Source organism: Azospirillum sp. TSH100, from assembly GCF_004923295.1.
Classification (GTDB): domain Bacteria; phylum Pseudomonadota; class Alphaproteobacteria; order Azospirillales; family Azospirillaceae; genus Azospirillum.
The window spans coordinates 13,628-39,990 of record NZ_CP039638.1 but is presented as its reverse complement, the minus strand read 5'-3'; the positions used below and the strand labels follow the sequence as shown (position 1 = coordinate 39,990).

Below are 26,363 nucleotides of genomic sequence, written 5' to 3'. Positions count from 1 at the left end.
GGGAGAGGGTGATTCAGAGCGGCGGGTTGAAGGGACGTCCTCATGCCGCCCGCCTCACGAAATGGCCGGGGGCGGCTTCCACCAAGGGAGGGGGCGCGCCGTCGGCGGTCGGGCGGAAGGGTTCGGGCCACAGGTCCGGCTTCCCGGCGCCGAGCGCCACGGTGGCGATGTCGATCGGGCGGTTCACGTCCGGCTCCGGCGAGGCGGCGATCAGCGCGCGGGTGTAGGGATGCAGCGGGGCGGAGAACAGGATGGCCGGCGGCGCCTCCTCCATCACCCGGCCGGCACGCATCACCGCGACGCGGTCGGCCAGCCGCGCCACCACCGCCAGATCGTGCGAGATGAACATCAGGCTGAGGCCCAGGCGCCGCTTGATCGATTCCAGCAGGTCCAGCACCTGCGCCTGGACCGAGACGTCGAGCGCCGAGGTCGGCTCGTCGCAGATCAGCAGCTGCGGGTCGAGCGCCAGGGCGCGGGCGATGCCGATGCGCTGGCGCTGGCCGCCGGAGAAGGCGTGGGGGTAGCGGTTGGCCCAGGCGGGATCGAGGCCGACCTGCGCCATCAGCGCCCGCACCCGCTCGCGGCCCTCGCCGCGGCCGCAGACGCCGTGGATCGCCAGCGGCTCGGCGATGATCTCGCCGACGCTCATGCGTGGACTGAGGGAGGCATAGGGATCCTGGAACACCATCTGGGCCCGGCGGCGGTAGGCGGTCAGCTCCGGCCCGGCGGCGGAGAGGAGGTCGAGCGGCTGCTGCCCCGCGGCGGAGCGGAACAGCAGGCGGCCACCGGGATCCGGCCGCTCCGCCAGCATGGCGAGCCGCGCCAGCGTCGTCTTGCCTGATCCTGACTCGCCGACGATGGCCAGCGTTTCGCCACGGCCGACGCAGAGATCGACGCCGTCGAGTGCGCGGATGCGGACGTTGCCGCGCTCGTAGGTCTTGGCGACGCCGTGGAACTCCAGGATGGGGTCGCGCAACGACCCGGAGCCCTGCGCGCCGGCCGTTTCCGGGATGGAGGGGGCGGCGGCCATCAGCTTGCGGGTGTAGCCGTGCAGCGGCCGGCCGAGCACGTCGGCACAGCAGCCCGATTCCATCACCCGGCCGGCGCGCATCACCACCACGGCGTCGGCCATGTTGGCGACCACGCCCAGATCGTGGGTGACCAGCAGCACGGCCATGCCGCTCTCGCCCTGCAGCTCCTTGATCAGGGCCAGCACCTGGGCCTGGAGCGTCACGTCGAGTGCCGTGGTCGGCTCGTCGGCGATCAGCAGCTGCGGACGGGCGACCATCGCCATGGCGATCATCGCGCGCTGGCGCAGGCCGCCCGACAGCTGGAACGGGTAGGAGCGGAAGGCGCGGACCGGATCGGGGAAGCCGACCCGCTCGAACATGGCGAGGCAGCGCTCGCGCGCGCCGGCGTGGTTGCAGGCGCCGTGCAGCCGCAGCACCTCCATCGTCTGGTCGCCGATGGTGTGCAGCGGCGACAGCGCGCTCATCGGCTCCTGGAAGATCATGGAGATGCGGCTGCCGCGGATGTCGCGCAGGCCCGACGGCGACAGGCGCAGCAGGTCCACCGCCTCGTCGCCGTGGCCGAACAGGATCGAGCCGCCGGTGACCGACGCCCCGCGCGGCAGGATGCCGAGGATGCTGCGGCAGGTCAGCGTCTTGCCGGAACCGGATTCGCCGACCAGCGCCACGCTCTGGCCGGCGCCGATGGAGAAGCCGACGCCGTCGACCACCGGGTGGGGGGCATTACGGAAGCGGATCGTCAGGCCCTCAACCCTCAGCATCGCGCCGCTCTCCTCCTGTTTTACGAAGCCATTCGCAATTCGCCGTTATCCCCCTCTCCCCGGGGGGGAGAGGGGATGCTTGGTGCGCCTGCCCTGCTGCGTCCATTTCATGCTTCCGTTTGGGAGCGGTTGTCGGCCGTCGCCGGGGCTGCCTCCGGGACCGGGACCGGCGCCGAACCGGAGGGCGCTTCGCTGGTCAGGCGCTTGCCGATCTGCTGGATCACCCGCATCGGCAGGTCCGGCGCCGAGGACAGCAGGCGCAGCATGGTCGCGCCGTCCAGACGCAGCAGGCGCAGGTCGGTGTTGGCCCGGAAGCTGGAGAAGCGCCGAACGCCGGCCAGAAGCTCCAGCTCGCCGATCACCTCGGGCGGCTTGATGTAGGCGATGTGCAGCGGCGGCTGGCCGTCCGGCATCAGCCGCACCTGCTCGACCTCGCCGTCGGCCAGGACGAAGGCGTATTCCGACTGCTCGCCGCTGCGGTAGATGAAGTCGCCGGCCGCGACCGTGCGCCAGTCCGACGAGGCCAGCAGGCGGCGCAGCACCGTTTCCGGCAGATCGGAGAAGACGGGGGAGCGCGACAGCAGGCGCAGCGCCGGCTCGTCGGTCCCCTCCCCGTCCCCCGGCACGGTGTCCTCGTCATGGTCGGCGCCGTTCTGGCCGCGCCGGACCAGCCGGCCCTCCTCCAGGTCGTAGATCGCGTCGAAGGCGGGATTGTCGGAAATCCGCTCCTCCAGCACGATCAGCGTCATGGTTGGCAGCTGCTCCTTCATGGCGAGGAAGATGCGCAGCCGCTCGTCCGGGTCGTAGCTGTTCAGCGCTTGGTAGATGACGAAGATGTCGGGCTTCTTCATCAGGCCGCGGACCAGCTGGACCCGCTGCCGCACGCTGATCGGCAGCAGCGAGCCGCCGATGCCGACCTCGCCCAGCGCCACCAGGATCAGCACGAAGGCCCGCGCGTCGGTCCGTTCCAAGGCCTCGTCCACCAATGCCCGCAGCTGGGTGATGGCGCGCGGATCCTCCGTCGTGATGCGGCCGAACAGGAGGTTGTCCATCACGTTGAGGCGCGGGTGGTAGAGGTCGGGGTGGAAGATGGCGATCTTGTCGCGCAGGTCGTGCGGCATGTCGTCGAGCACGCGGGCGCGGATCGCCATGATCGCCTCGCGTTCCGCCGGCGGGACGAAGTCCATGCCGTCGCGCTTGGGCACGATCATCAGGAACATGGTGGCGAACAGCAGGGTGTCCGCCTCCTGGTGGCGGCGCTGCGGCCGTTCGGAGCGGCGCTTCAGCCGGGTGACCGCCTCGACCAGCTCCTCGAACAGGGCGTCGTCGATGTACGGGTAGCGCATGATCATGACGTCGCCGTCGTCGCTGTCGCGATAGACGCCGACCACCCGCATGGCGAAGCGGCGGCCGATGCGCACGGCGGAGTCCCACAGCCCGTATTCTTCCATCAGGCCGCGGACGGTGGGGTTGCACACCATGCGGGCGACGGTCAGCCGCTTGCCGTCCGGCAGGCCGGCCAGCATGTTCTCGGCAATGGTGGCATAGGGGTTGAAATGGTCGCGCTCGAAGCGGGCGAGCAGCGCATCCAGCCCACGTTCGGTGATCGCGTCGCGCAGCCACTGGCGGGCGCGCAGCAGGGGCTGGGCGACGAAGGGGTAGTCGTCGGGATCGAACACCTCGCGCAGGCCACGCTGATAGACCGCGCTCTCGCCGCCGGTGGCGGCCAGGCACTGCATGAACCAGGGGCGCAGGCTGGTCCAGTCGGTGGCGCCGATCATGGCGAAATCGGTCCAGATCCCCGCCATGCTGTCGGTGGAGTTGCCCGACGCCTCGGCCTCGACGATGTCACGCCGCCGGGCGGGCGTCATGGTCTCCGGATCGTCGGCCGGCGGGCGGTGGCGCAGGCCGTAGGTCATGTTCTGCATCATGCTGCCGGTGAACATGCGCGGTTCCGGGCTGGCATAGGCCATGCGGCGTCCCAGCAGCTCCAGCGGCAGCTCGTCCAGCGGGCGGTCGCCGATGGTGATCCGGCCGGAGGTCGGCGGCGACAGCCGCACCAGCACCTCGGCCAGACGGCGCAGCGCCAGCGCGTTGGTGCCGGCGATGCCGACCAGGGCGCCCGGCGGCACCTCCAGCGACAGCCGTTGCAGCATGCGGTCGCCGTATTCGTTGGCCCAGGTCACCGCCTCCAGCCGCAGCGGCGCCTTCAGGTCGGTCGGGGTGGAGGGCGACGGCGGCGTCCAGTCGAACAGGAAGGGGGGAGAGAACTGCTCGGCGATCTGCTCGTACTTGATCTGGGCGTCGATCATGTTCTGGTAATAGTCGAGCAGCTCCTTCCAGGGGGCGGTCAGATCCTTGAAGGCGGACAGGGCGGCCACCAGGGCGCCGATGGTCATGTCGCCGTCGAGGACCAGATAGCCGCCGATCGAGAACAGGAAGAAGGGGGTGATCTGGTTGATGAAGTTATTGAGGAACTTGACGAAATACTTCCGCTTGTAGATTTCCAGCCGAATCCAGTAGATGCTGCCGAGATACTGCGAGAATTCCGCCAGGACGTAGCGGACGGTGCCGTTGACGCGGACCTCGCGGATGTTCTCCACACTTTCGCCGATGCGTTCGGACAGCTGGCGGACCTTGCGCACCCGATCCTTGCCCAGCATCTTCACCTTCAGCTGAAGCTTCGGGATGATGTAGGCCTGCAGCGGGATCAGCGCGACCGACACCAGCCCGATGGTCGGCTGCTGGATGAACAGGAACAGCAGGATGGTCAGCATCGTGCCGCCCTGGTAGAGCGGTTGGGCGAAGGCGTCGCCGATGAAGCCGGCCAGCGGTTCGGTCTCCGCCGCCACCGTGGAGATCAGCTCTCCCTGGCTGACCTTGGAGAAATGCGGCAGCGGGAAGCGCAGCATGCGGTCGAGCAGCATGAAGCGCAGGCGCCGCACCTGCCGTTCGCCGACCACGCCCTTGAAGGTGTTGATCCGCATCTTGAAGGCGCCGTTGGCGAGCACCAGCGCCAGGAAGGTGAAGCACAGCACCAGCAGGTAGGTCACCGGCCCCATGGTGACGCCCAGGATCTGGCGTTCCGGCTGGGGGTCCGACAAGGCCCGGTTGATGATGATCTTCGGCAGTTCCAGCGAGGCGTAGAGCACCGGGAAGGATGCGACCGTCAACAGGGCGAGCAGGATCTGCTGGCGTCCGCTGTACTTCCAAATGTACTGAAATATGTTGCGGTCCATCAAAGCCCTTCAGTGTCGCGGCCGGCACCGTCGCGGCCGTCGCCGGCCGTCCCTGTCATGCGCTGTGGGATGAGGGACGCTAGATTGGCGTCGGCTATTCCGTTTTCCATCCCCACTTTATCGATCCACCCGCCCCACCCGGTTTTCCAGCCTTCAGTTTTCCACCCTCCAGGCATGGTAGGTCCAGCGCTCGTCGGGCGGAAGGGGAAGCCGGGTCCAGTTGGGACGCTCCAGCGGCCGGTCGGACAGCACGACGCCGCCGGGCAGCATCAGCGCGTTGATCAGGGGCGCCAGCCACGCCGCCTGCCGGGCGTCATGGTTGCGGTCGGTGCTGCCGAAATCGGCATGGGCCAGCCGGGCGCAGCGGCCGAAGCGCTCCGCCGCCGCCGGCATGGTTTCGTGGAAATCGCCGACGAACAGGCGGTCCTCGTCCGGCGTCAGTTCCGGCGGCACGCGGACCCACATGTCGAAGACCAGGATGTCGCGCGGCGGGAACAGGTGGCGCAGATGGTCGAAGGTGCGGCCCTTGCCCAGGCCCACCTCCAGCACCATGCCGTCACGCCCGGAGACCTGACGCTCCGCCCAGGCCAGCGCGTCGCGCTGCACCGTCATCCGGTCGATCATCCGCTCCAGCAGCGACCGGCTTTCCGCAACACCACCATCGGCCGCCATCGGCCCCCTCCCCTTGCCAAGCGCACGAACGGCACGCCGCAGTGTGAAAGGCTGCGCGCGCGCCGTCGAGACAAAATGTCGCTTGGTCGGGGCCGGCTTATGGCCGTTTCGGGTCGAAGCGCTTCGTCAGCCCCTGCCAGCAGCGGTAATAATCATGCTGAAGCTCGGCGGTTTCCAGTGCGTGGCGCGTGGGGCGGATCACCGCACGGGTCTCGACCATGAAGGCCATAGTGTCGGCGACCCGCTGCGGTTGCGTGGTGTCGGCTGATGTCGCCTTGGCGAAGGTCTCCGCATCGGGGCCGTGGCCGCTCATGCAGTTGTGCAAGGACGCGCCGCCGGGCAGGAAGCCCTCCTCCTTGGCATCGTAGACGCCGTGGATCAGGCCCATGAACTCGCTGGCGACGTTGCGGTGGAACCAGGGCGGACGGAAGGTGTCCTCCTGCACCAGCCAACGCGGCGGGAAGATGACGAAGTCGATGCTGTCGACGCCGGGGGTGTCGCTGGGCGATTGCAGCACCAGGAAGATCGACGGGTCGGGATGGTCGAAGCCGATCGAGCCGATGGTGTTGAAGCGGCGCAGGTCGTATTTGCAGGGCGCGTGGTTGCCGTGCCAGGCCACCACGTCCAGCGGCGAATGGTCGATGCGGGCGGTCCACAGATGGCCGTCGAACTTCGCCACCAGCTCGAAGTCGCCGTCGACATCCTCGTACCAGGCGTCGGGCGTCAGGAAGTCGCGCGGGTTGGCCAGCCCGTTGGAGCCGATGGGGCCGAGGTCCGGCAGGCGGAAGGGCGCGCCGAAATTCTCGCAGACATAGCCGCGCGCCGTGCCGTCCGGCAGCTCGACGCGGAAGCGGATGCCGCGGGGGATGAGCGCGATCTCCTGCGGTTCGACCTCCAGCACGCCAAGCTCGGTGAACAGGCGCAGGCGGCCCTGCTGCGGCACGATCAGCAGCTCGCCGTCGGCATCGTAGAAGAAGCGGCGCTGCATCGAGCGGTTGGCGGTGTAGAGATGGATGCCGCAGCCGGTCTGTGCCTGCGGCCCGCCATTGCCGCCCATGGTGACGAGGCCGGCGACGAAGTCGGTGGCCATGTCCGGCATCGGCGGCGGGTTCCAGCGCAGCTGGGTCGGCGGGGCCGGCACCTCGTCGAAGCGGCTGGTCAGGCGACCGGACTCCAGCGGGCGGAAGGGTTCGTGCACCACCGCCGGGCGGATGCGGTAAAGCCAGGAGCGCCGGTTGTGGGCACGGGGCGCGGTGAAGGCGGTGCCGCTGATCTGTTCGGCATAGAGGCCGTAGGGCGGGCGCTGCGGCGAGTTGCGGCCGACGGGCAAGGCGCCGGGCAACGCCTCCGTCGCGAATTCGTTGCCGAAGCCGGACTGGTAGGTGAAGGCGGGGGACGTCATGCGGGCTGCTCCCTTTTCCCGAGGCGATGCGGCCGGTGCCAAGCGCCGGGCGCGACCATTTGTCGCTCATATAGTTTCTTTTGAAACTACATGCCAGGGGAAAATGTGGGTGCCGCAGCGGCCCACCCTCCGCCTCAGTTCATTGCGCGGCCTGGCAGGTCCAGGATGAAGTCGCCGCCTTCGTCGTAGCCGGCGGTGCGGATCACGCCATATTGCGGGGTCTGCGGTGCCTCGCTGGTCACGTCCTGGCGGACCTCCTGATAGAGGGCGTAGCCGCTGCTGTCCTTCGGCAGGGCCAGCACCCGCTTCTTCAGCGCCACCGCGAAGGGGGAGTTCACCTCGCCGTCGGCCACCGGTTCGTCGCCGCCCGACGACAGGGCCATGACGGAGCGGCGCTGCCGGATCTCCGTCTCGTTGGCGAGGCGGCTGGCGTCGATTTTCTGCTCCTTGGTGAAGGCGCCGGAATAGCAGCTGTCGGACACCACCATCACATGCTTGGCCGGCATGCGGCTGAGGAAGCGGCCGATGTCGTTGTTCGACACCCAGTTGCGGGCGTTGGTCGTCTCCGCGTCGGCGGGCAGCCAGTAACCGGTGCCGGTCTCCGCCAGCTCATAGCCGTGGCCGGCGTAATAGACCATCACCTGGTCCTGCTCGCCCACCTCGCGGCCGAGCTTGCGCAGGGCGTCGCCGATCTGCGCCTTGGTCGGGTTGCGCAGCACCCGCGTCTCGTAGCCGAGATGGTCGTTCAGTGCCTTGCCCACCGCCTTGATGTCGGCGTCCGGCGTGGCAAGGGCCGGGATGGCGCCGTCGCGGTAGCTGTCGACGGCGATCATGAGGGCGATCTTGCGCGGCTTCGGCGGGGCGGCCGGGTCGGGAGCGGCCGTCGCGCTGTCGAGAGCGATGCGCTGTTCCGTCGTCTTGCCGGTCTCGTCCGTCATGGTCAGGGTGGCTTCCTTCGCCCCCGGCTCCACCGGAATGCTGGTGCGGAACTGGCCCTGTTCGTCGATGAAGACCCAGCGGCCGTTCACCCGCGCCTCCGCCAGATTGGCGCTGTCGGCGACGATGCCGCGCAGGGTCATGGTGCCGCCGCGGGTGCGGCCGCTCCGCGCCTGTTGCAGGCTGGGCAGCGCCGAGGCGGCGGCCGGACGGTTGAACATGTCCGCCGCCCTCGGGTTCGCCACCAGCTGGCGCAGCGCCCCGGAAAAGGCCTGGGTGCGCTGTTCACGCTCCACCCGCTGCACCATGGCGAGGTAGGTGCGGGTGACCTGCGGCGGCAGGTTGGCCTGGGCCGCCGCGGCGCGCACCTGGGCATAGCCGCCGGGTTGGCCGGCGGCGGCGTTCTGCAGGATGCCGCCGACGCGCGCCGCCACCGGGTCGCCGCTGGCGGTCAGGCCACCGATCAGGGTCGAAACCGGAACGCTGGCCAGCACCGCGCGCTGTTCCTGGACCGACAGGCTGCCGGTCGCCAGGGAGGTGACCGCCTGGACCATGCCGCCGCTGCCGGCCGCCTGGATGAGGGTGCCGGCCGCCGCCTGCACCTGCGGCGAGGCGAGGAGCTGCGGCCCCGGCTGCGACAGGGTGGCGCCGGAGGAATAGGCCGCCGTCGCCTCCGCCGTGAAGGTGACCGACCGGCCGGAGGCCAGCACCACGGTCGCCGGGGCGGGCGGCGGCGAGGTCGGGCCGTTGTTGGACGGCGAACCGCCACCCGCCGCCTGGGTGCCCTGCCCTTCCCCATTCTGGCCGGCAGTATTCTGTGAGGGCGTGGATTGGGTGGCGGCGCCCTGTTCCAGCGTCGCCAGGAAGCTCTGCGGGGTGGTCGCGGTGCCGGTCGCCGTGGTGGCGGTTTGGCCCGATGCGCTGCCTGTGGTGCCGGTCGTGGTCCCCGTGGTGGTTGCCGTGCCGGTGGCCGTGCCGGTGGCCGTGGTGGTGATCGTCGGGTTTGCGGCGATCTGCGCGACCGTCTGCAGCACCGTCTGGACCGAGCTGCCGGCGGTGGCCGACTGGGTGCCTGTCGAGCCGGTGGTGGAACCGGTGGTCGAGGTGGTGGTCGAGGTGGTCTGCGTGTCGGACGAGGTGATGCCCGTCGTTCCCGTGCCCGCCGTATCGGTCCCGGTGGTCGTTCCTGTCGTATCCGTGCCGGTGGTGGTGGTGGTCGTCGTCGTTGTCGTTGTCGTTGTCGTTGTCGTGGTGGTCGTCGTGCCGGTTCCGTCACCGCTTCCGCTGTCGGTGCCGGGGCTGGTCGGCGTGGTCGGCGTGGTCGGGTCGTCCGTCACCGGCGGCGCTACCGGCGGAGGTGGTGGGGGCGGTGGCGGAGGGGGCGGCGGCGCCGGGGTGCTGCTGACTTCCACGGTTCCGTTGCGGTACACGTCCAACGGCTTGAGGCCGGTGCCGGCGGTGCCTTGCAGCGCGACCTCGCCGGCGGCGGCGGCGATGCGGATGCTGCCACCGGTTTCGGCATCCAGGCCGATCCCGGCGACCTCGAAATCGACCGACGACGCCCCGGCCTTGCCGGTGATTACGACGCCGCCGGACGACAGGATCGCCGCCGTGCCCTTGACCATCACCCCCCAGGCCTCCAGGGAGTCGCTCTCGCTGGCGTCGCCGTCGATCCGGATGGCGTCGGCGGCGGTGGAGGTGGAGACGAGGGTCGGGCTGCCGTTGGCGTCACTCTCGATCAGCACGCCGGCATTCCGGCTTTCGTCTTCGGAGCCCACCTTGCCGCTGATGGAGAGCTTGCCCGTACCGGAGTCGATGGTCGACGCGCCGGTGATCCAGACGCCGTGGCCGTCGCCGTAATCGCTGATGCCCTCTCCGCGGATGGAGATGGCGCCGCCGCCGGAGCTGAGCGAACTGCCTTCGATCTGCACGCCGGCCGTGTCGGAATAATCCGCCTTGGCAGGACCGCTCGCCGGGTCGACGCCGCCGCCCAGCATGATGGCCCCGCCCGAGGTCTCGATGCGGCTGGCGGTCAAGTGGATGGCGCCCTTGTCGAGATTGGCGGCGCTGTTCAACGTCACCGGCGAACCGTCGGTCGTGATCCGGCTGTCGGTCAGATACACCCCGTAGCCGGCCGTCAGCGTCACCGCGCCGTCGGAAGTGATGTTGGTGTGATCGTCGACCAGCAGGTTGCCGCCGGACTCGATGGTGACCGGAGCGCCGCCGTTGTAGAGCGTCGCGTCGTGCAGCACGATGTCCTTGCTGGAATAGGCGCCGCCCCTGATGGTGATGGCGCCGTCGCCCAGCACGGTGATGGAGGACGCGTTTTCCATCCGGAACGCGTCGCTGCCGATGGAGCTTTCGCCATGGCCCTCGGTCGCGGTGACGGTTACGGCGCCGCCGGAGGTCTGAAGCGTGGAATTGGACAGCAGCACGCCGACATTGTCGCCGTAATAGATGCCGTTGCCGCCGGCGCCGTTGAGCGCGATGGAACCGGTGGTGGTCGTCAGGCGGCTGTTGTACAGCGCGATGCCGTGGTTGCCGGAGCCGTTGTTCTCGCCGCCTTCGCCGTTGATCAGGATCGAGCCGGCACCGGTCGAGACGACCGCGTAATCAAGCTCCACGCCGATGCGGTCGTCGCTGGGCGAGTAGTCGCCATACATGCCGGTGGCGGGCTTCGCCGTCGGGTCCGAACCGCCGCCGACGATGAAGCTGCCGCCGTTGGTGGTGATGAGCACGGGGTCGGTTTCGGACTTGCCCGTCACCCGGACGATGCCGTTGCCGGTTCCGGTGGCGGCGTTGAGCGTGAGGTTCAGGGCGCCGGAGCTGGACGAGATGCTGTTGTTGACGATGATGTTGCGGGACGCCTTCAGGGTCAGCGAGGCGTCGCCGCCGGCGGTCTTGACGATCTCCTGGTTGATCGTGATGTCGCCGGCGAACCGTTCCGCGGAGTCGGTGTCGAGCGTGACGCTGGTCCCGCCGTTCAGCGCGGCGGTGATGGTGTCGGCGGTGATCGTGCCGCCCGTCTCCGCGACCGTGATGTTGGATGGGTCGAGCAGCCAGAAGCCGCCCTTCCCTGCCCCAGCCGCTGCCCCAGCTCCTGCCCGGGCGCCGGCATCGACGCTGCCGCGGACATGCAGCGACAGCTTGCCGGACGTCTCGACGAAGCCGCCATCGCCGCCGGCCGCACCGCCGCGGGCGGTGATGGTACCGTCGAAACGGGTGGCGTTCTCGGCCCAGACCACGACCTTGCCGCCCTTGCCGCTGTCCGTCGCGTCGGCGGCGATGGTCGCTCCCTGCGCCACCACGGTGTCGGTGGAGGGCGGCACCGGTTTGCGCGCCGGGCGGATGTTGTAGCCGGCCAGCGTGGCGGACGACGCCTTGCCGCCCTGCACGTCGCCGCCGATCAGCACCTCCCCGCCCCCGGCCGGACCGGAGGCGGTGACGCGCGCCGTGGCGGTCAGCGTCGTGCGGTTGCCCGACACGGTGACCGAGCCGCCGGTCTGATCGGTGCCGCTGCCGCTGGCGTCGATGCTGCCGGAGACCTCCACCTCGCCGCCGTCGCCGAGCAGGACGATGTCGCCGCCCTGCTGTTCCACCCGGCGGGCCTGGACGGTGCCGGACATGTTGACGACGCGATCGACCAGCCCCTTGGCGGCGCTCGCCGTCATCTGCACCCGGCCGCCGTCGGCGAAGATCTTGCCGCTGTTGCTGACCAGGGATTCGACCGGCTTGCCGTCGGCGCCGACCGGGCGGGCGTCGGTTTTGGCGTCCACCGCGATGTTGATCTTCTGGTCGCCGAACAGGTCGACGACGAAGCGGCGGCCGGACGCCAGCGTCACCTCGCCCATGCGGGCCTGGATGGTGCCGCGGTTGGCGACGCCGGGGGCGACCAGCGCCGCCAGCCCGGCCTGCGCCACGGTGATGGTGCCTTCATTCTCCACCGTCGCGGTGGAGCCGGCGCGGCCCTCGAAGCTGTAGCGGCCGGCCATGAAGTCGGCGTTGCGGATGTCGTGGGTGGTGGCGACCAGCCCGCCGACATCGACCCGGGCATTCGGGCCGAACAGGATGCCGTTGGGATTGACCAGCCAGACCTGCCCGTTGGCGGTCAGCCGCCCCAGGATCGCCGACGGGTCGGAGCCGGTGACGCGGTTGAGGGTGATCGAAGCGGAGTCGGGCTGCTGGAAACTGGTGTGCTCGCCCTCGGCGATGCCGAAGCGCTGCCAGTCGATCACCGCCTTGGGCGTCGACTGGATGATGTCGAGCCGGCCGGGGGCGGTGGATTGGATGGTGGCCGCACCGTCGGTGACCACGCCGCCTTCGGGATTGGCGAAGGCCGGCACGGCCAGGGTCAGAGGCAGGGCGAGAGGCAGGACGAGGGCGGCCGCCAGGATCGCCAGACGGGCCGCCCCGGCCAGGGCCGTGCTGCGGCGCAAGACGGAGCGTTGCCGCGCCCCATCGCGCCCCGACGACGCCCCGCCAGACACACCCGATACCCGCAGCGATCCCCGCATCACCGATCCAACCCCCGCCAACCCCGGTCACCGCCCCGACGCTTGCGGGAAGGCACTACGCTGTCCGAAACTATGGAATGGGGAATATTTTAGCGATCGGGCGTCTGAACGGAAATACCGAAAGTGGTGACAGATTGTTTCGCGCCGGCAATGGAGGTTGCCGCGCCGCCACCGGCGGAAGCGTTACCGGTAACGGATGTGGCGGGCAGGCGTTACCGGTAACGGGTTTTGCGGTACAGAAATCGCCTATTTCCATGGCGCAGGTGCCGCCTTTGTCCTTTCGAGGCGCCGGCCGATCCGCTAATAAGAAGGCCATCAGGAAGACTAGCACGCGATGCAGGGGGAACAGATGGCCGATCCGACCGCCGTCGCCACGAGGAAATCCGCGGGCAGAGCCACAGGTAAATCAACCGGCAACTCGGCAGCCCAGGGGGGCGGCGGGGCGGTAAAGAAGGTTGTGGCGCAGACCGCGCGCTGGGTTGTCTACAGCGCGCCGAAGGGCGGGACCGGCAAGACCACCAGTTGCAAGAACACCGCCGTCGCCGCGGCCAAGGACGGCATGCGGGTGGCGACGCTGGATTTCGACCCGCAGCGCACGCTGGGCCAATGGCACGAGCTGCGCCGCCCGCATGACGTGGTGGCGATCGACCATTACGAAGGGACGCTGGACGACATCGAGGCGGCATTGGCCCAGATCGATTCCGGCCGCTACGACGTGGTCTTCGTCGACACCCCGCCGTCGGTGGAGCTGTATCCGGAAGCGACCAAGATCCTGCTGCGCCGGGCCGATCTGGTGCTGGTGCCGACCGGGGTCGGGCGTTTCGACAAGATGAGCGTCATCCCCTGGATGGAGTTCCTGCGCGACTATGGCCGCCCCGCCGCCTTCCTGCTGAACCGGGTCAAGCGCCGGTCGGTCAGCCTGCGTGAAGCCAAGCTGGAACTGGGCCGCGTCGGCCGGCTGGTGCCGCACGAGGTGCCGGACATCGAGGACATGCACCGGGTCGACGATGTCGGCTGCTCCATCGTCGATGTGGGGGCTGTGAACGGCGCCGACGAATGCCTGGGTGCCTGGTACTTCATCCGGCACGAGCTGGGGATTTGAGAATGGCCAATGTGAAGTCCTTCATGAAGAAGGTGGCGGAGCAGGGCAAGGCCGCTCCCCCGCCGGCGGCCAAGCCGGAGGTAGTGTCTACGCCTGTGCGGTCAGGGGCAGCGGTGGCGCCGTCGAAGGCGGACCGCCGGGCGTCCGACATCAGCGACGCCATCGTGCCCTGTCACACCCGGCAGGAATTCGCCCAGGAGATCCGCTATCACTGGAACCGCAGCCGCAAGGAATTCCTGTCGATCGGCCGGTATCTGAACCGCGCCAAGGAAATCCTGCCGCATGGCGACTTCGAGGCGATGATCGAAAGCGACATGCCGTTTTCGGTCGAGACCGCTTTCCGCTTCCGCGCGGTGGCGGAGGCGGTGGACACCGGCCGGCTGTCCTTGGACGTGTTGCCGGGGGCGGAAAGCGTCGCCTACCAGATCGTCACCATGACGCCGGACGAGCTGGAGCGGGCGAAGGCGCAGGGGCTGATCCGTCCCGATGTGACCCGCCGTCAGCTGATCGACTTCAAGCGGTCCTTGCGTCCGCCGAAGGACGTGACGCCGAGCGACCGGCGCCGGCAGCTTCTGGCCGACTATGGTCGGCTGCGTGCCCGCATGGCGGAGATCCGTGACGAGCTGCGGCGCGATCACGGCATCGACCCGGAGCATGACGATCATGTCCGCGCGGGCCGGACCGGCGTCACCATCGATGTCGAAGCGGAGGATGTCGGAACGGATGCCGACGATGATCGGCGGTAAAGATGGCCGGCGGTAAAGGCGCGTGATCCGGGGCTAACGGTCATGCGACATGTCGGAGGCGACCCCGCCGTCGCCACGGCGGGGTGACGGGCCGCCGCCGCTCAAAAGGTTGGTCAGGGACCGGAAATCACGCTGGAAGTTGGTGAAGAAGTCACCATCGTCGCGGCGTGACGATCGGGGCGAAACCCGGGCGGGCGAACTGGCCATCGCATGGGTTTCGCTGCTGCTGACATTGCGGCCGGCGCCGCGGGCACGCCGTTCCGACGGCTTCGGCTTGCGGGCCGGCGTCACCGATGGCGGGGGAGGGGCTTCCGGCAGCGCGGCGGTTTCGGGTGCGCGGGCGAAGGCATCACCGCACAGGCCGCGGCCGGACGCCTGTTCCAGACGGTCCGGATCCAGCAGCCAGCAATCGAAGGCATCCGTCTGCGGCTTTGCCGGGGTGGGGGAGGGCGTTGGGGCAGCCGCCTCCGGCGCGGACAGAAGCGGCTCCGCGGCGGCGCGGCTTACGGCGGACCCCACGGCAAGCATGGCGAGCAAAGCGGCAAATGCCGCCACGATCATCTCCCCGCTCACCCTCACCGTCCGGCCCGCGCCCGGCATTCCCCGTCCTCTCGATTATCGCGATCGCGTCGCTTAACAGATAAACGCAACAGAGAGCCTGTTCGTCCACGCGAAATGGGGGCGGTGCCCGGAAGATGCGGTACCCCTTCGGATCAGGCTCATTCGGCCGCGGCCTGTCCGATGGTGTGCGGCCCGTTGCTGCGGCCCAGTGCTGCGGCTTTGTCGCAGGGGCGGGTTGGCGCTCTTGTCAGGCGGGCGGGTTGGTGGGACAGTTCGGCCCCTCTTTCACCCGTAAACACGGACGGCGGCGCCGGCGACATGGCCGACTTCAACTGGAACGACCTGCGCTTTTTCCTGGCGGTGGCCCGTGCCGGCACGCTGACCACGGCGGCCCAGCGCCTGCGCGCCGATCACACCACGGTCAGCCGCCGCATCACCGCGCTGGAGGAGGCGCTGCGCGTCACCCTGTTTGAACGGCGGCCCAGCGGCTTTACCCTGACGCCGCAGGGTGAACGGCTGAAGCAGACCGCCGAGGTGATGGAAAGTGCGGCGCTGCTGGCCCAGGGCATGGTGGCCGATGGGGACCTCTCCCTGGCCGGGGCGGTGCGCATCGGGGCGCCGGACGGCTTCGGCAGCTGTTTCCTGGCGCCGCGCATCGGGAGCTTGTGCGAACGACACCCGGAACTGGAGGTGCAACTGGTCGCCATGCCGCGCGTCTTCAGCCTGTCCAAGCGCGAGGCCGACATCGCCATCAGCCTGTCGCGCCCGCAGGAGGGGCGGCTGTTCGCGCGCAAGCTGACAGATTACCGGCTGGGGCTGTACGGCACCGCCGCCTATCTGGAGGCAAGGCAGGATATCCGCAGCCGCGCCGACCTGCGCGGCCATTCCTTCATCGGCTATATCGACGACCTGATCTTCGCGCCCGAGCTGGACTATGTCGAGACGATCGGGGAGGTGGCGCCGCGCATCAAGAGCAGCAGCCTGGTCGCCCAGCTGAAGGCGACGCTGTCCGGGGCAGGCCTGTGCATGCTGCCGGCCTTCATCGCCGCCGGCGAACCGGATCTGGTGCCGGTGCTGGCGGAGGAGGTGACGATCACCCGGTCCTTCTGGCTGATCGTGCATGAGGATCTGCGCTCGCTGGCGCGGATCTCGATGACCGCCGACTGCATCGCCGATCTGGTGCGGCGGGAGCAGGCGCTGTTCCTGCCCCCGCCGGCCAACTGACTCAGCCTTCGCCGCGCAGCATGCGGATGATGCCGGAGAAGTCGGTGCCGCCCTCTCCTTGCGCGTTCATCATGGCATAGAGCTGCGCCGCGGCGGCGCCCAGCGGGGTGGGGGCCCCGGCGCTCTGCGCCGCTTCCTGGGCCAGCTTCAGGTCCTTCAGCATCAGCGCCGCCGCGAAGCCGGGCTGGTAATCGCGGTTGGCCGGGCTGGTCGGGACCGGGCCGGGGACCGGGCAATAGCTGGTCAGCGACCAGCACTGGCCCGACGAGGTCGAGGACACGTCGAACAGCGCCTGATGCGACAGGCCGAGCTTCTCCGCCAGCACGAAGGCCTCGCAGACGCCGATCATCGAGATGCCGAGGATCATGTTGTTGCAGATCTTCGCCGCCTGACCGGCCCCGGCCCCGCCGCAATGGACGATCTTCTTGCCCATGGCCTCCAGGATCGGGCGGGCACGCTCGAAGGCGTCCGTTTCGCCGCCGGCCATGAAGGTCAGCGTGCCGGCGGCAGCGCCGCCGACGCCGCCCGACACCGGCGCGTCGAGCGAGGCGGCGCCCTTGTCGGCGGCCAGCGCATGCGCCTTGCGGGCGGAGTCGACGTCGATGGTCGAGCAGTCGATCAGCAGCGTGCCCGGCCGGGCCACCGGTGCCATGTCGCCATAGACGCCCAGCACATGTTTGCCGCCCGGCAGCATGGTGATGACCACCTCCGCCGCCGCGGCGATGGCGGCGGGGGACTCGCCGATGGTGATGCCGGCCGCCTTGGCCGCCTCGATGGCGGCGGGCACGAGGTCGTAGCCAACCACCTGATGCCCCGCCTTCACGAGGTTCGCGGCCATCGGGCCGCCCATGTTGCCCAATCCGATGAAACCGATCACCGTCATCGTCGCGTCTCCCGTTGGTTTGGTTTTTTGGGTGCTTCCCCCTCTCCCCCCGGGGAGAGGGTCGGGGTGAGGGGGAGGCACATACTGGATTCTTGTCGGAGGGCCGCCGCGCGACCCCCTCACCCTAACCCTCTCCCCGGGGGGGAGAGGGGATGAGGCGTCGTGTTGGACTACGCCATCCGCCCGATCTCGCTGCGCGAGACGATCAGGCGCATGATCTCGTTGGTGCCTTCCAGGATCTGGTGGACCCGCAGGTCGCGGACGATCTTCTCCACGCCGTAATCCGCCAGATAGCCGTAGCCGCCGAACAGCTGGAGCGCGTTGTTCGCCACCTCGAAGCCGGTGTCGGTGGCGAAGCGCTTCGCCATGGCGCACAGGCGGGTCGCGTCCTTGCTCTTCGCATCCAGCGCCGAGGCGGCGCGGTGGACGAAGGTGCGGGCGGCCTCAAGCTCCGTCGCCATGTCGGCGATGCGGAACTGGAGCGCCTGGAAACGGTCGAGCGTCTGGCCGAAGGCCTTGCGCTCGCTCATGTAGGTCAGCGCCTTGTCGAGCGCCGCCTGGGCGCCGCCGATGGAGCAGGCGGCGATGTTGATCCGGCCGCCGTCCAGCCCCTTCATGGCGAACTTGAAGCCCATCCCTTCCTGGCCCAGCAGGGCAGAGGCGGGGATGCGGGCGTCCTCCAGGATGACGGCGCGGGTCGGCTGGGCGTTCCAGCCCATCTTGTGCTCGTTGGCACCGAAGGACAGGCCGGGGGTGTCCTTCGGGACGAGGAAGGCGCTGATGCCGCCGGGGCCATCCTCGCCGGTGCGGGCCATGACGAGATAGAGGTCGGAACTGCCGGCGCCGGAAATGAACTGCTTGGCGCCGTTCAGGACATAGCTGTCGCCGTCGCGCACCGCCCTGGTCCGCAAGGCGGCGGCGTCGGAGCCGGCGTTGGCCTCGGTCAGGCAATAGCTGGCCAGCCATTCCATGGTGCAGAGCTTCGGCAGCCACTGGGCCTTCTGCTCGTCGCTGCCGAAATTGTCGACCATCCCCGCCACCATGTTGTGGATGGAGATGTAGGAGGCGATGGTCGGGCAGCCCTGGCTCAGCGCCTCGAAGATCACCACGGCATCGAAGCGGCTGAGCGCCGAGCCGCCATGGTCTTCCGACACATAGATGCCGCCCATGCCGAGTTCTCCGGCGGCGCGCAGCGTGTCGACGGGGAAATGCTTCTTCTGGTCCCACTCGACGGCGTTCGGCGCCAGTTCGTCGCGGGCGAAGGACAGCGCCATGTCGCGGATGGCGAGCTGGTCTTCGGTCAGTTCAAAGGACATGCGTCACCTCCCACTAAATCTCCCTCTCCCCCGGGGAGAGGGTCGGGATGAGGGGGATGCACATGCTGGATTTTCCGAGAATCCTCGCCGCGCGTCCCCCTCACCCTAACCCTCTCCCCGGGGGGGAGAGGGGATAATGTGCTTAACCCATCACTCCATGGTCGGAATGACGAAGCTGGCGCCTTCCTTGACGCCCGAAGGCCAGCGGGAGGTGACGGTCTTGGTCTTGGTGTAGAAGCGCACCGCGTCGGGGCCGTGCTGGTTCAGGTCGCCGAAGCCCGAGCGCTTCCAGCCGCCGAAGGTGTAGTAGGCGAGCGGAACCGGGATCGGAACGTTGATGCCGACCATGCCGACATCGACGCGGGAGGCGAAGTCGCGGGCGGCGTCGCCGTCGCGGGTGAAGATGGCGACGCCGTTGCCGTACTCGTGGTCGTTCGGCAGCGACAGCGCCTCTTCGTAAGAGTCGGCGCGGACGACGGAGAGGACCGGGCCGAAGATCTCCTCCTTGTAGATGCGCATGTCCGGCTTCACCTCGTCGAACAGGCAGCCGCCCATGTAGAAGCCGTTCTCGTAGCCCTGCATCTTGAAGTTGCGGCCGTCGACCGCCAGCTTCGCACCCTCCTTGACGCCGAGATCGACGTAGGACTTCACCCGCTCCAGATGTTCGCGGGTCACCAGCGGACCGAAATCGGCGCTGCTGTCGGTGGAGGGGCCGACCTTCAGGCTTTCCACCCGCGGGATCAGGCGGTCCATCAGGGCATCGGCGGTCTTCTTGCCCACCGGCACGACGACGGAGATCGCCATGCAGCGCTCGCCCGCCGCGCCGAAGCCGGCGCCGATCAGCGCGTCGGTCGCCTGGTCGAGATCGGCGTCCGGCATCACCAGCGCGTGGTTCTTGGCGCCGCCGAAGCACTGCACGCGCTTACCGGCCGCGCAGCCGCGGTTGTAGATGTATTCGGCGATCGGGGTGGAGCCGACGAAGCCCACCGCCTTGATGTCGCGGTCGTCGAGGATGGCGTCGACCGCCACCTTGTCGCCATGGACGACGTTGAGGATGCCCGCCGGCAGGCCGGCTTCCAGCATCAGTTCGGCCAGCTTGACCGGCACGCCCGGCGTGCGCTCCGACGGTTTCAGGATGAAGGCGTTGCCGCAGGCGATGGCCGGGGCGAACTTCCACATCGGGATCATGGCCGGGAAGTTGAACGGCGTGATGCCGGCGACGACGCCCAGCGGCTGGCGCATCGAATAGATGTCGATGCCGGGGCCGGCGCCGTCGGTGAACTCGCCCTTCAGCAGGTGCGGGATGCCGCAGGCGAACTCCACCACCTCAAGGCCGCGCTGGATGTCGCCCTTGGCGTCGACGATGGTCTTGCCATGCTCCAGCGACAGCAGCAGAGCCAGCTCGTCATAGTCGCGCTGGACGAGGTCGAGGAAGCGCATCAGCACGCGGGCGCGGCGCTGCGGGTTGGTGGCGGCCCAGCCGCGCTGCGCCTCCTTGGCGTTCTCGACCGCGGCGCGCATCTCCTCGACGCTCGCCAGCGGCACGCGGGCGCGCACCTCGCCGGTCATCGGGGAGTAGACGTCGGCGAACCGGCCGGACGTTCCGGAAACCAGCTTGCCGCCGATCAGGTGCTGAAGTTCGGTGGTCATCCTATTGTCCTCCCTCGGGATTGTTTGTCACCATGTGGACCTGAGCGGCCCCGTGGATCGACCCGAAACTTTGCGCATCGGTTGTGCAGGAATGCGGCAAGGGCCGATCCTTTGCTACACTGCCGCCGATCCAGGGGGGTGGAAACGGCGATGGCGACGATCGAACAGGCTTTGAACATCGCGGTCGACCATCATGCCGCCGGCCGCCTCGTGGAGGCGGAAACCATCTATGGGCGCATCCTGGCGGCCGATCCGCGCAACGCGCCGACCCTGCATCTGGCCGGCGTGCTGGCCTGCCAGACCGGCCGGCCGGACCAGGGTCTGGGGCTGCTGCGCCGCGCGGTGGCGGAGGTGCCCGGCGCCGCCGCCTACCGCATCGACCAGGGCAAGGCGCTGGCGGCGGTCGGGGAGTGGGCCTCGGCGGCAGCCGCCCTGCGGCCGGCGCTGGCGCTGGTGCCCGACGACGTCCAGGGCTGGGAGCTGCTGGCGCTGGCCGAGCATCATGCCGGCGGCGTCGATGCCGCCATCGCGGCGCTGGAACATGGCTGCGTGCTCGCGCCGGAGCGGGCGGAGATGGCCGGGCGGCTGGCCCTGCTGCGCCGGCAGCGCGGGATGGAGCGGGTGGGGCGGTCGCGGCCGGATCTGGCGATGGCAGATTTCCGGCGCGCGGCCCTGCTGGAACCGGGGGAGGCCGAGCCCTGCCTGCAACTGGGCACCCTGCTGCTCGATTCCGGGGCGGTCGCGGCAGCGATCGCCGCCTATCGCCGGGCGTTGGCGCTGGAACCGGCGGCGGGGGCGGCGCTGTACAATCTGGGGATCGCGCTGACCAGGGGAGGTGGGACGGAGCAGGCGCTGGCGGTCTTCCGCCGCGCTGCCCGCCTCGACCCCCGCCATATCGGCGTGCGCGATTCGCTGACCCTGGCGCTGGAGCCGCAGGATCCGGTGGAGGCGGCGCTGTGGTCCGCCGAGACGCTGGCCTTGAAACAGGAGCGGGCGGAGATCGGGGTGCCGCCGCTGCCGGCCGCCCCGAGAGAGCCGGAGAGGCGGACCCGCAACATCGTCGCCTTCAGCCTGTGGGGCCGGCGGGAGGTCTACACCCAGGGTGCGGTCGCCAACGCCCGGATGGTGCCGGCGATGCTTCCGGGTTGGAGCTGCCGCTTCTACCATGACGAATCGGTGCCGCCGGCCCTGGTCGCGGAGCTGAACCGGCTGGGGGCGGAGACGGTGGCGATGCCGGCCGGCAGCGGGCCGTCGCAGGGGCTGTACTGGCGCTTCCTGGCCGCCGACGATCCGACGGTGGCACGCTTCCTCTGCCGCGACTGCGATTCGCGGCCGACCCTGCGCGAGACGGCGGCGGTCGAGGAATGGGTGGCATCGGGCCTGCCCTTCCACGTCATGCGCGACCATCTGCTGCACACCGACCTGATCCTGGCCGGCCTGTGGGGCGGCATGGCCGGGCTGCTGCCGCCGATGGCGCCGGTGATCGACGCGGTCGCCAACCGCGAGGCCGACCGCTGGCAGGACCAGCGCTTCCTGGCCGACTGGGTGTGGCCGCGCATCCAGGGGCGCGTGCTGGTCCATGACAGCGCGCATCCGGGAGCCGGGAGGCCCTTCCCGCCGGCTGCCGACGATCCGGTGTCGCCGCACATCGGGGCGAAGGTGCTGGAATTGCGGACCGTCGCTGCCGATTCTGGAGCAGGGGCGGAGAGGACGGCCGATGGAGCGGCGCCGGTGGAGGCCGTCACCCGCCATGGGCCGATGCGCTTCCTGCCCGAAGACGGCTGTATCGGGCGATCTCTGGCGCTCTATGGCGAGTTCCTGGAGGGCGCGCAGAGGCTTTGCGCGGCGCTGCTGGAGCCGGGGGACGTGGTGGTGGAGGTCGGGGCCGGCGTCGGCGCCCATACCGTGCCGCTGGCGCGCCGGGTCGGGGCAGGGGGGATGGTGCATGCCGTCGAGGTGCGGGAGGATTTGCGGGACCTGCTGGCCGGGAACCTTGCCGCCAACGGCATCGGCAATGTCGTCCCGCATCGGGCGGGATTGGCCGATCTGGAGGGGCTCGACCGGCTCGACCTGCTGAAGATCGATGTGGGCAGCGCCGTGCTCCCGGTGCTGCGCGAGGCGGCCGGCCTGATCGCCCGCTGCCGCCCGGCGCTCTATCTGGAGAGTGACCGCGAAGAGGGCTTGGACGAGCTGATCGCGCTGGTGCAGGGCTTCGGCCATCGGCTGTGGTGGCACATCGTGCCGCTGTTCGATCCGGGCAACCATGCCGGCAACGGGCGCAACGGCTTTCCGGGCGTGGTGGCGCTGAACCTGCTGGCTCTGCCGGCGGGGCGGTCCTGCCCGCTGTCCGGGCTGCCGGAGGTGATAGGGCCGGCGCCGTCCTGGCGCGAGGCGGCCTGGAACGCCTGAGGGAGCGCGTGACGACCTGTCCCCAAAGGTGGGTGGAGAGTTGCAACCCTACCGCTTATAGTGCGCCCGCGCGTTCCGGGCGGGGAAATCCGGCCGGAACCTCTGGGGATTGCCGCAGAAACGGCGAAGCGGAATGGACATGACCAGCCACGAAGACGTCTTCGACACGCCGGAGACACGGCAGCCGACCATCCTGTCGGTCTACAATCAGAAGGGCGGCGTCGGCAAGACGACCACGTCGGTGAACCTCGCGCTCGCGCTGGCGGCGCTGGGCAAGAGCGTCGTGCTGATCGACTTCGACCCGCAGAGCAGCGCCACCAGCAACTTCCTGCTGCGCGACAAGGCGAAGGTCGGCATCAACGACCTGCTGCGCAAGGAAACCTTCGTCGAGGACGCCATCACCCCGACCGCCTTCGACGGGCTGTCGATGATCGTCGGCGCGCGCAAGCTCTATTCGCTGGAACATGCGCTGGACAGCCGCGGCGGCTCGCAGCGGGGGCTGCGCAAGGCGCTGCATTTCTCGCGCAACCCGCCGGACTATGTCGTCATCGACTGCCCGCCGGCGCTGGGCCATCTGGCGGCCGGTGCCCTGGCGGCGTCGGACCGGCTGATCGTGCCGGTGTTTCCGGGGCGCTATGCGCTGGACGGGCTGCGGCGGACGTTGCAGGTGGTGGAGCATATCCAGAACGGGCTGAATCCCAACCTGTCGCTGGCCGGCATCCTGATGCTGTCGATCACCAACGACGAGGTCGGGCGCGAATCGCTGAACCAGCTGCGCAGCGAGTTCCCCGAGCAGATGTTCCGCACCGCCTTCCCCTATGACGTTGACGTGGTGAAGGCGACCTACCGGCGCATGCCGGCGGCGATCTTCACGCCGGAAGGGCGGACGACCAGCCGCTTCGCCGCGCTGGCCTGGGAGATCGTCCATGGCCGCGGCAGCGCCCCCGACGACGCCCAGCTGAAACCGGCGCTGGAACGCATCCGGTCGTGGCACGAGGCGACCGACACCTCCTACAGCGCGCGTCGCGCGTCGTCGATCGACGAGGGCGACGAGCCGGGCGGCGGCGGCAATGGAGCGCGGCAGGCGGAGCGGGCGCAGTCCGGCGGCCGTGGCGGGATGGGCGCGGGGCTTGTGGGGCTGGTGATCGGGCTGCTCGCCGGCTTCGCTCTGGGGGCGGCGGTGGGGCAGCCGATTCTGGCCAAGCTGCTTGGGCTCGGGGGGTAAGCATCCCCTCTCCCGGGGCGGGAGAAGGCTGTTGCGCGCGTCTACAATCAACAAGAGGGCTGTCATGCTTCCTGTCGATGCCGTTCTGCGCAAGGTGGATGAGTCGTTCGAGGAGTCGGTCGGCCGGCTTTGCGAGCTGCTGCGCATCCCCTCGGTCAGCACCGATCCCGCCTCTGCCGGCGAGGTCCGGCGGGCGGCCAAATGGTGCGCCGACAGGCTGGCGGCGATGGGCTTCACCGTCACCATCCATGAAACGCCGGGCCATCCCATCCTCGTCGCCCAGCATCCGGGGCCAGGGCCGGGGCCGCAGGGGGTAGAGACGCCGCATGTGCTCTATTACGGCCATTACGACGTCCAGCCCGCCGACCCGGTCGAGCTGTGGACCAGCCCGCCCTTCGAGCCGGTGATCGTCGAGGCCGAGCGGGGCCGCCGACGACAAGGGCCAGACCATGACCTTCATGGAGGCCTTCGAGGCCTGGCACGCCGTCCACGGCTCCATCCCGATCCGCGCGACCGTGCTGCTGGAGGGCGAGGAGGAGACCGGCAGCCCGTCGCTGCCGCGCTTCCTGAAGGAGCATGCGGCCGCACTGCAAGCGGATTTCTGTCTGGTGACCGACACCAACGCCTGGGACGTCGACACCCCGGCGATCACCACGCGGCTGCGCGGGCTGCTCTATCTGGAAGCGACCGTCACCGGGCCGAGCCACGACCTGCATTCCGGCCTGTTCGGCGGCGCCGTGCCCAACCCGCTCAATGTGCTGAGCGGCATCCTGGGCCAGATCCACGATGCCGACGGGCGGGTGCGCTTCGACGGCTTCTATGACGGCGTGCGCGAGCTGCCGGAGGAGCTGCGGGCGCAGATCCGTGGCCTGCCGCTGGACGAGGCGCAGTTCCTGGGGGCGCTGGGCCTGACCCGCAGCCACGGCGAGGCGGGGCGGACGCTGCTGGAGCGCATCTGGACCCGGCCGACCTGCGACATCAACGGCATCTGGGGCGGCTACACGGGCGAGGGGTCGAAGACCGTCATCCCGGCAAAGGCGTCCTGCAAGCTGAGCTGCCGTCTGGTGCCCGGCCAGGACCCGGCGGCGGTCGAGGCGTCGGTCCGGCGCTTCTTCGAGGAGCGGCTGCCGGCCGACTGCACGGTCGGCTTCCGCAGCTTCAGCGCCTCGCCCGGCATCGAGGTGCCGACCGACACGCCGTGGATGCAGGCGGTGCGCGGCGGGCTGAAGGAGGCGACGGGGCGCGACGGCGTGCTGATCGGCGGCGGCGGGTCGATCCCCATCGTCGGCTGGTTCCGCGAGCATCTCGGGCTGGACACCATCCTGGTCGGCTTCGGGCTGGACGACGACCGCATCCATTCGCCGAACGAGAAGTTCGAGCTGAAATGCCTGCGCAACGGTATCCGCAGCCATGCGGCAATCGTGGGGCGTTTGGCCGCCGGGCGGGTTGGCTGAGGCTTGGGCGGACCATAAATCTCCCCGATCCGCGGCGGGGGATGGGCTGACGTCTCATCTCCCGCCGCCACCGACAAGATCGAGACGGGAATTCGCATGTCCGCTCTGTTCACGCCCTTCACGCTGAAGGACGTCACCCTGCGCAACCGCATCGCGGTTCCGCCGATGTGCCAGTACAGCGCCGTCGACGGCGTCGTCAACGACTGGCATCTCGTCCATTATCCCGGCCTTGCCCGCGGCGGCGCCGGTCTGGTGATCGTCGAGGCGACGGCGGTGTCGCCGGAGGGCCGCATCACGCCGGGCTGCACCGGGCTGTGGAACGACACCCAGGCGGAGGGGATGGCGCGCATCGCCGCCTCCATCGCCGCTGCCGGCGCCGTTCCCGGCATCCAGATCGGCCATGCCGGCCGCAAGGCCAGCGCCAACCGCCCGTGGGAAGGCGACGACCACATCGCCGAGAACGATCCGCGCGGCTGGGAGACGATCTCGCCGTCGGCGGTGCCCTTCGGCCATCACCTGCCCAAGCTGCCGAAAGCGATGACGCTGGACGACATCGCCCGCGTCCGCGCCGATTTCGTGGCCGCCGCCGTGCGCGCCCGCGACGCCGGCTTCAAGTGGCTGGAGCTGCATTTCGCCCACGGCTATCTGGGGCAGAGCTTCTTCTCGGTCCATGCCAACAAACGCACCGACCAGTATGGCGGCGACCTCGCCGGGCGCAGCCGATTCCTGCTGGAGACGCTGGCGGCGGTGCGCGCGGTGTGGCCGGAAAACCTGCCGCTGACCGCGCGCTTCGGCGTCATCGAGTATGACGGGCGCGACGAGGAGACGCTGGCCGAGTCGATAGAACTCGCCCGCAACTTCCGCGCCGGCGGGCTCGACCTGTTGAGCGTCAGCGTCGGCTTCTCGACCCCCGACGCGCATGTGCCGTGGGGTCCGGCCTTCCTGGCGCCGGTCGCCGAACGGGTGCGGCGCGAGGCCGAGCTGCCGGTGGCGGCGGCCTGGGGCATCGACGCGCCGAAGATCGCCGACCGCACCGTCGCCGACGGACAGCTCGATCTGGTGATGGTCGGCCGCGCCCATCTGGCCAACCCGCATTATCCCTACCGCGCCGCCAAGGAGCTGGGCGTCGAGCGTCCGTCCTGGGTGCTGCCGGCGCCCTATGCCCACTGGCTGGAGCGGTATCGCGTGACTGATGCGGCGGAGTGAGGATGGTGGCTTTTTAGGACGGAGGACTCCCCCTC

At 69.5% G+C, this 26,363-nt stretch carries 16 protein-coding genes; 7 read left to right on the top strand and 9 right to left on the bottom strand.

Annotation, left to right across the window (positions count from 1 at the left end; translation table 11 throughout):
* Window positions 1–40: 40 nt before the first annotated feature.
* The 5 genes from E6C72_RS25595 to E6C72_RS25575 all read right to left on the bottom strand — a co-directional run bounded on the left by E6C72_RS25595 (window position 41) and on the right by E6C72_RS25575 (window position 12,474).
* Window positions 41–1,789, bottom strand: a complete 1,749-nt coding sequence (locus tag E6C72_RS25595) for an ABC transporter ATP-binding protein (protein ID WP_109442457.1) — start codon at window positions 1,787–1,789, stop codon at window positions 41–43.
* 107 nt (window positions 1,790–1,896) lie between these two features.
* A complete protein-coding gene (locus E6C72_RS25590) occupies window positions 1,897–5,028 on the bottom strand; it encodes an ABC transporter transmembrane domain-containing protein (protein ID WP_109442458.1) in 3,132 nt (1,043 codons plus the stop codon).
* A 153-nt stretch (window positions 5,029–5,181) separates the two neighbouring features.
* Complete coding sequence (locus E6C72_RS25585) at window positions 5,182–5,700, bottom strand: class I SAM-dependent methyltransferase (RefSeq protein ID WP_109442459.1); 519 nt, start codon at window positions 5,698–5,700, stop codon at window positions 5,182–5,184.
* Window positions 5,701–5,797: 97 nt separating this feature from the next.
* Entirely contained in the window at window positions 5,798–7,102 is a 1,305-nt protein-coding gene (gene hmgA, locus E6C72_RS25580; protein WP_109442460.1) for a homogentisate 1,2-dioxygenase, read from the bottom strand.
* 134 nt (window positions 7,103–7,236) lie between these two features.
* Window positions 7,237–12,474 carry a filamentous hemagglutinin N-terminal domain-containing protein gene (locus E6C72_RS25575; protein WP_247875876.1) on the bottom strand — a complete coding sequence of 1,746 codons (5,238 nt, stop codon included), beginning with the start codon at window positions 12,472–12,474 and terminating at the stop codon, window positions 7,237–7,239.
* 535 nt (window positions 12,475–13,009) lie between these two features.
* On the opposite strand from E6C72_RS25575, the gene E6C72_RS25570 reads away from it, so the two are divergent.
* A complete protein-coding gene (locus E6C72_RS25570; protein ID WP_247875877.1) occupies window positions 13,010–13,654 on the top strand; it encodes a ParA family protein in 645 nt (214 codons plus the stop codon).
* 2 nt (window positions 13,655–13,656) lie between these two features.
* Window positions 13,657–14,400 carry a DUF3102 domain-containing protein gene (locus E6C72_RS25565; protein WP_109442462.1) on the top strand — a complete coding sequence of 248 codons (744 nt, stop codon included), beginning with the start codon at window positions 13,657–13,659 and terminating at the stop codon, window positions 14,398–14,400.
* Window positions 14,401–14,433: 33 nt separating this feature from the next.
* On the opposite strand, the gene E6C72_RS25560 is transcribed toward E6C72_RS25565, so the two are convergent.
* Complete coding sequence (locus E6C72_RS25560; RefSeq protein WP_371298506.1) at window positions 14,434–14,961, bottom strand: hypothetical protein; 528 nt, start codon at window positions 14,959–14,961, stop codon at window positions 14,434–14,436.
* Between the two features lie 318 nt (window positions 14,962–15,279).
* Between E6C72_RS25560 and E6C72_RS25555 the strand changes: the two genes are divergently transcribed.
* Window positions 15,280–16,185: a LysR family transcriptional regulator gene (locus tag E6C72_RS25555; protein WP_109442463.1), complete on the top strand. Its 906-nt coding sequence runs from the start codon at window positions 15,280–15,282 to the stop codon at window positions 16,183–16,185.
* Window position 16,186: 1 nt separating this feature from the next.
* On the opposite strand, the gene mmsB is transcribed toward E6C72_RS25555, so the two are convergent.
* The 3 genes from mmsB to E6C72_RS25540 all read right to left on the bottom strand — a co-directional run bounded on the left by mmsB (window position 16,187) and on the right by E6C72_RS25540 (window position 20,034).
* The gene (gene mmsB, locus E6C72_RS25550; protein WP_109442464.1) at window positions 16,187–17,068 is read right to left on the bottom strand and encodes a 3-hydroxyisobutyrate dehydrogenase; all 882 of its coding nucleotides are present in this window, start codon (window positions 17,066–17,068) and stop codon (window positions 16,187–16,189) included.
* A gap of 170 nt (window positions 17,069–17,238) precedes the next feature.
* Entirely contained in the window at window positions 17,239–18,384 is a 1,146-nt protein-coding gene (locus E6C72_RS25545; RefSeq protein WP_109442465.1) for an isobutyryl-CoA dehydrogenase, read from the bottom strand.
* Between the two features lie 150 nt (window positions 18,385–18,534).
* Window positions 18,535–20,034, bottom strand: a complete 1,500-nt coding sequence (locus tag E6C72_RS25540; protein ID WP_109442466.1) for a CoA-acylating methylmalonate-semialdehyde dehydrogenase — start codon at window positions 20,032–20,034, stop codon at window positions 18,535–18,537.
* Between the two features lie 150 nt (window positions 20,035–20,184).
* On the opposite strand from E6C72_RS25540, the gene E6C72_RS25535 reads away from it, so the two are divergent.
* From E6C72_RS25535 to E6C72_RS25520, 4 genes are all read left to right on the top strand, one after another.
* Window positions 20,185–22,443 carry a protein arginine N-methyltransferase gene (locus E6C72_RS25535; protein ID WP_109442467.1) on the top strand — a complete coding sequence of 753 codons (2,259 nt, stop codon included), beginning with the start codon at window positions 20,185–20,187 and terminating at the stop codon, window positions 22,441–22,443.
* Window positions 22,444–22,582: 139 nt separating this feature from the next.
* Window positions 22,583–23,668, top strand: a complete 1,086-nt coding sequence (locus E6C72_RS25530) for a ParA family protein (protein WP_282183302.1) — start codon at window positions 22,583–22,585, stop codon at window positions 23,666–23,668.
* A gap of 449 nt (window positions 23,669–24,117) precedes the next feature.
* The gene (locus E6C72_RS25525; RefSeq protein WP_348981182.1) at window positions 24,118–25,122 is read left to right on the top strand and encodes a M20/M25/M40 family metallo-hydrolase; all 1,005 of its coding nucleotides are present in this window, start codon (window positions 24,118–24,120) and stop codon (window positions 25,120–25,122) included.
* 96 nt (window positions 25,123–25,218) lie between these two features.
* Window positions 25,219–26,328 (top strand): NADH:flavin oxidoreductase/NADH oxidase, encoded by a 1,110-nt coding sequence (locus E6C72_RS25520; protein ID WP_109442469.1) that lies wholly within the window; start codon window positions 25,219–25,221, stop codon window positions 26,326–26,328.
* Window positions 26,329–26,363 lie beyond the last annotated feature (35 nt).

Bases quoted from the DNA above. Each gene is read 5' to 3' on its own strand.
- E6C72_RS25530 (WP_282183302.1), top strand. From the start codon at position 22,583: ATGACCAGCCACGAAGACGTCTTCGACACGCCGGAGACACGGCAGCCG.
- E6C72_RS25520 (WP_109442469.1), top strand. From the start codon at position 25,219: ATGTCCGCTCTGTTCACGCCCTTCACGCTGAAGGACGTCACCCTGCGC.
- E6C72_RS25590 (WP_109442458.1), bottom strand. From the start codon at position 5,028: ATGGACCGCAACATATTTCAGTACATTTGGAAGTACAGCGGACGCCAG.
- E6C72_RS25585 (WP_109442459.1), bottom strand. From the start codon at position 5,700: ATGGCGGCCGATGGTGGTGTTGCGGAAAGCCGGTCGCTGCTGGAGCGG.
- E6C72_RS25595 (WP_109442457.1), bottom strand. From the start codon at position 1,789: ATGCTGAGGGTTGAGGGCCTGACGATCCGCTTCCGTAATGCCCCCCAC.
- E6C72_RS25545 (WP_109442465.1), bottom strand. From the start codon at position 18,384: ATGTCCTTTGAACTGACCGAAGACCAGCTCGCCATCCGCGACATGGCG.
- hmgA (WP_109442460.1), bottom strand. From the start codon at position 7,102: ATGACGTCCCCCGCCTTCACCTACCAGTCCGGCTTCGGCAACGAATTC.
- E6C72_RS25535 (WP_109442467.1), top strand. From the start codon at position 20,185: ATGGCGACGATCGAACAGGCTTTGAACATCGCGGTCGACCATCATGCC.
- E6C72_RS25555 (WP_109442463.1), top strand. From the start codon at position 15,280: ATGGCCGACTTCAACTGGAACGACCTGCGCTTTTTCCTGGCGGTGGCC.
- E6C72_RS25540 (WP_109442466.1), bottom strand. From the start codon at position 20,034: ATGACCACCGAACTTCAGCACCTGATCGGCGGCAAGCTGGTTTCCGGA.
- E6C72_RS25525 (WP_348981182.1), top strand. From the start codon at position 24,118: ATGACCTTCATGGAGGCCTTCGAGGCCTGGCACGCCGTCCACGGCTCC.
- E6C72_RS25565 (WP_109442462.1), top strand. From the start codon at position 13,657: ATGGCCAATGTGAAGTCCTTCATGAAGAAGGTGGCGGAGCAGGGCAAG.
- mmsB (WP_109442464.1), bottom strand. From the start codon at position 17,068: ATGACGGTGATCGGTTTCATCGGATTGGGCAACATGGGCGGCCCGATG.
- E6C72_RS25560 (WP_371298506.1), bottom strand. From the start codon at position 14,961: ATGATCGTGGCGGCATTTGCCGCTTTGCTCGCCATGCTTGCCGTGGGG.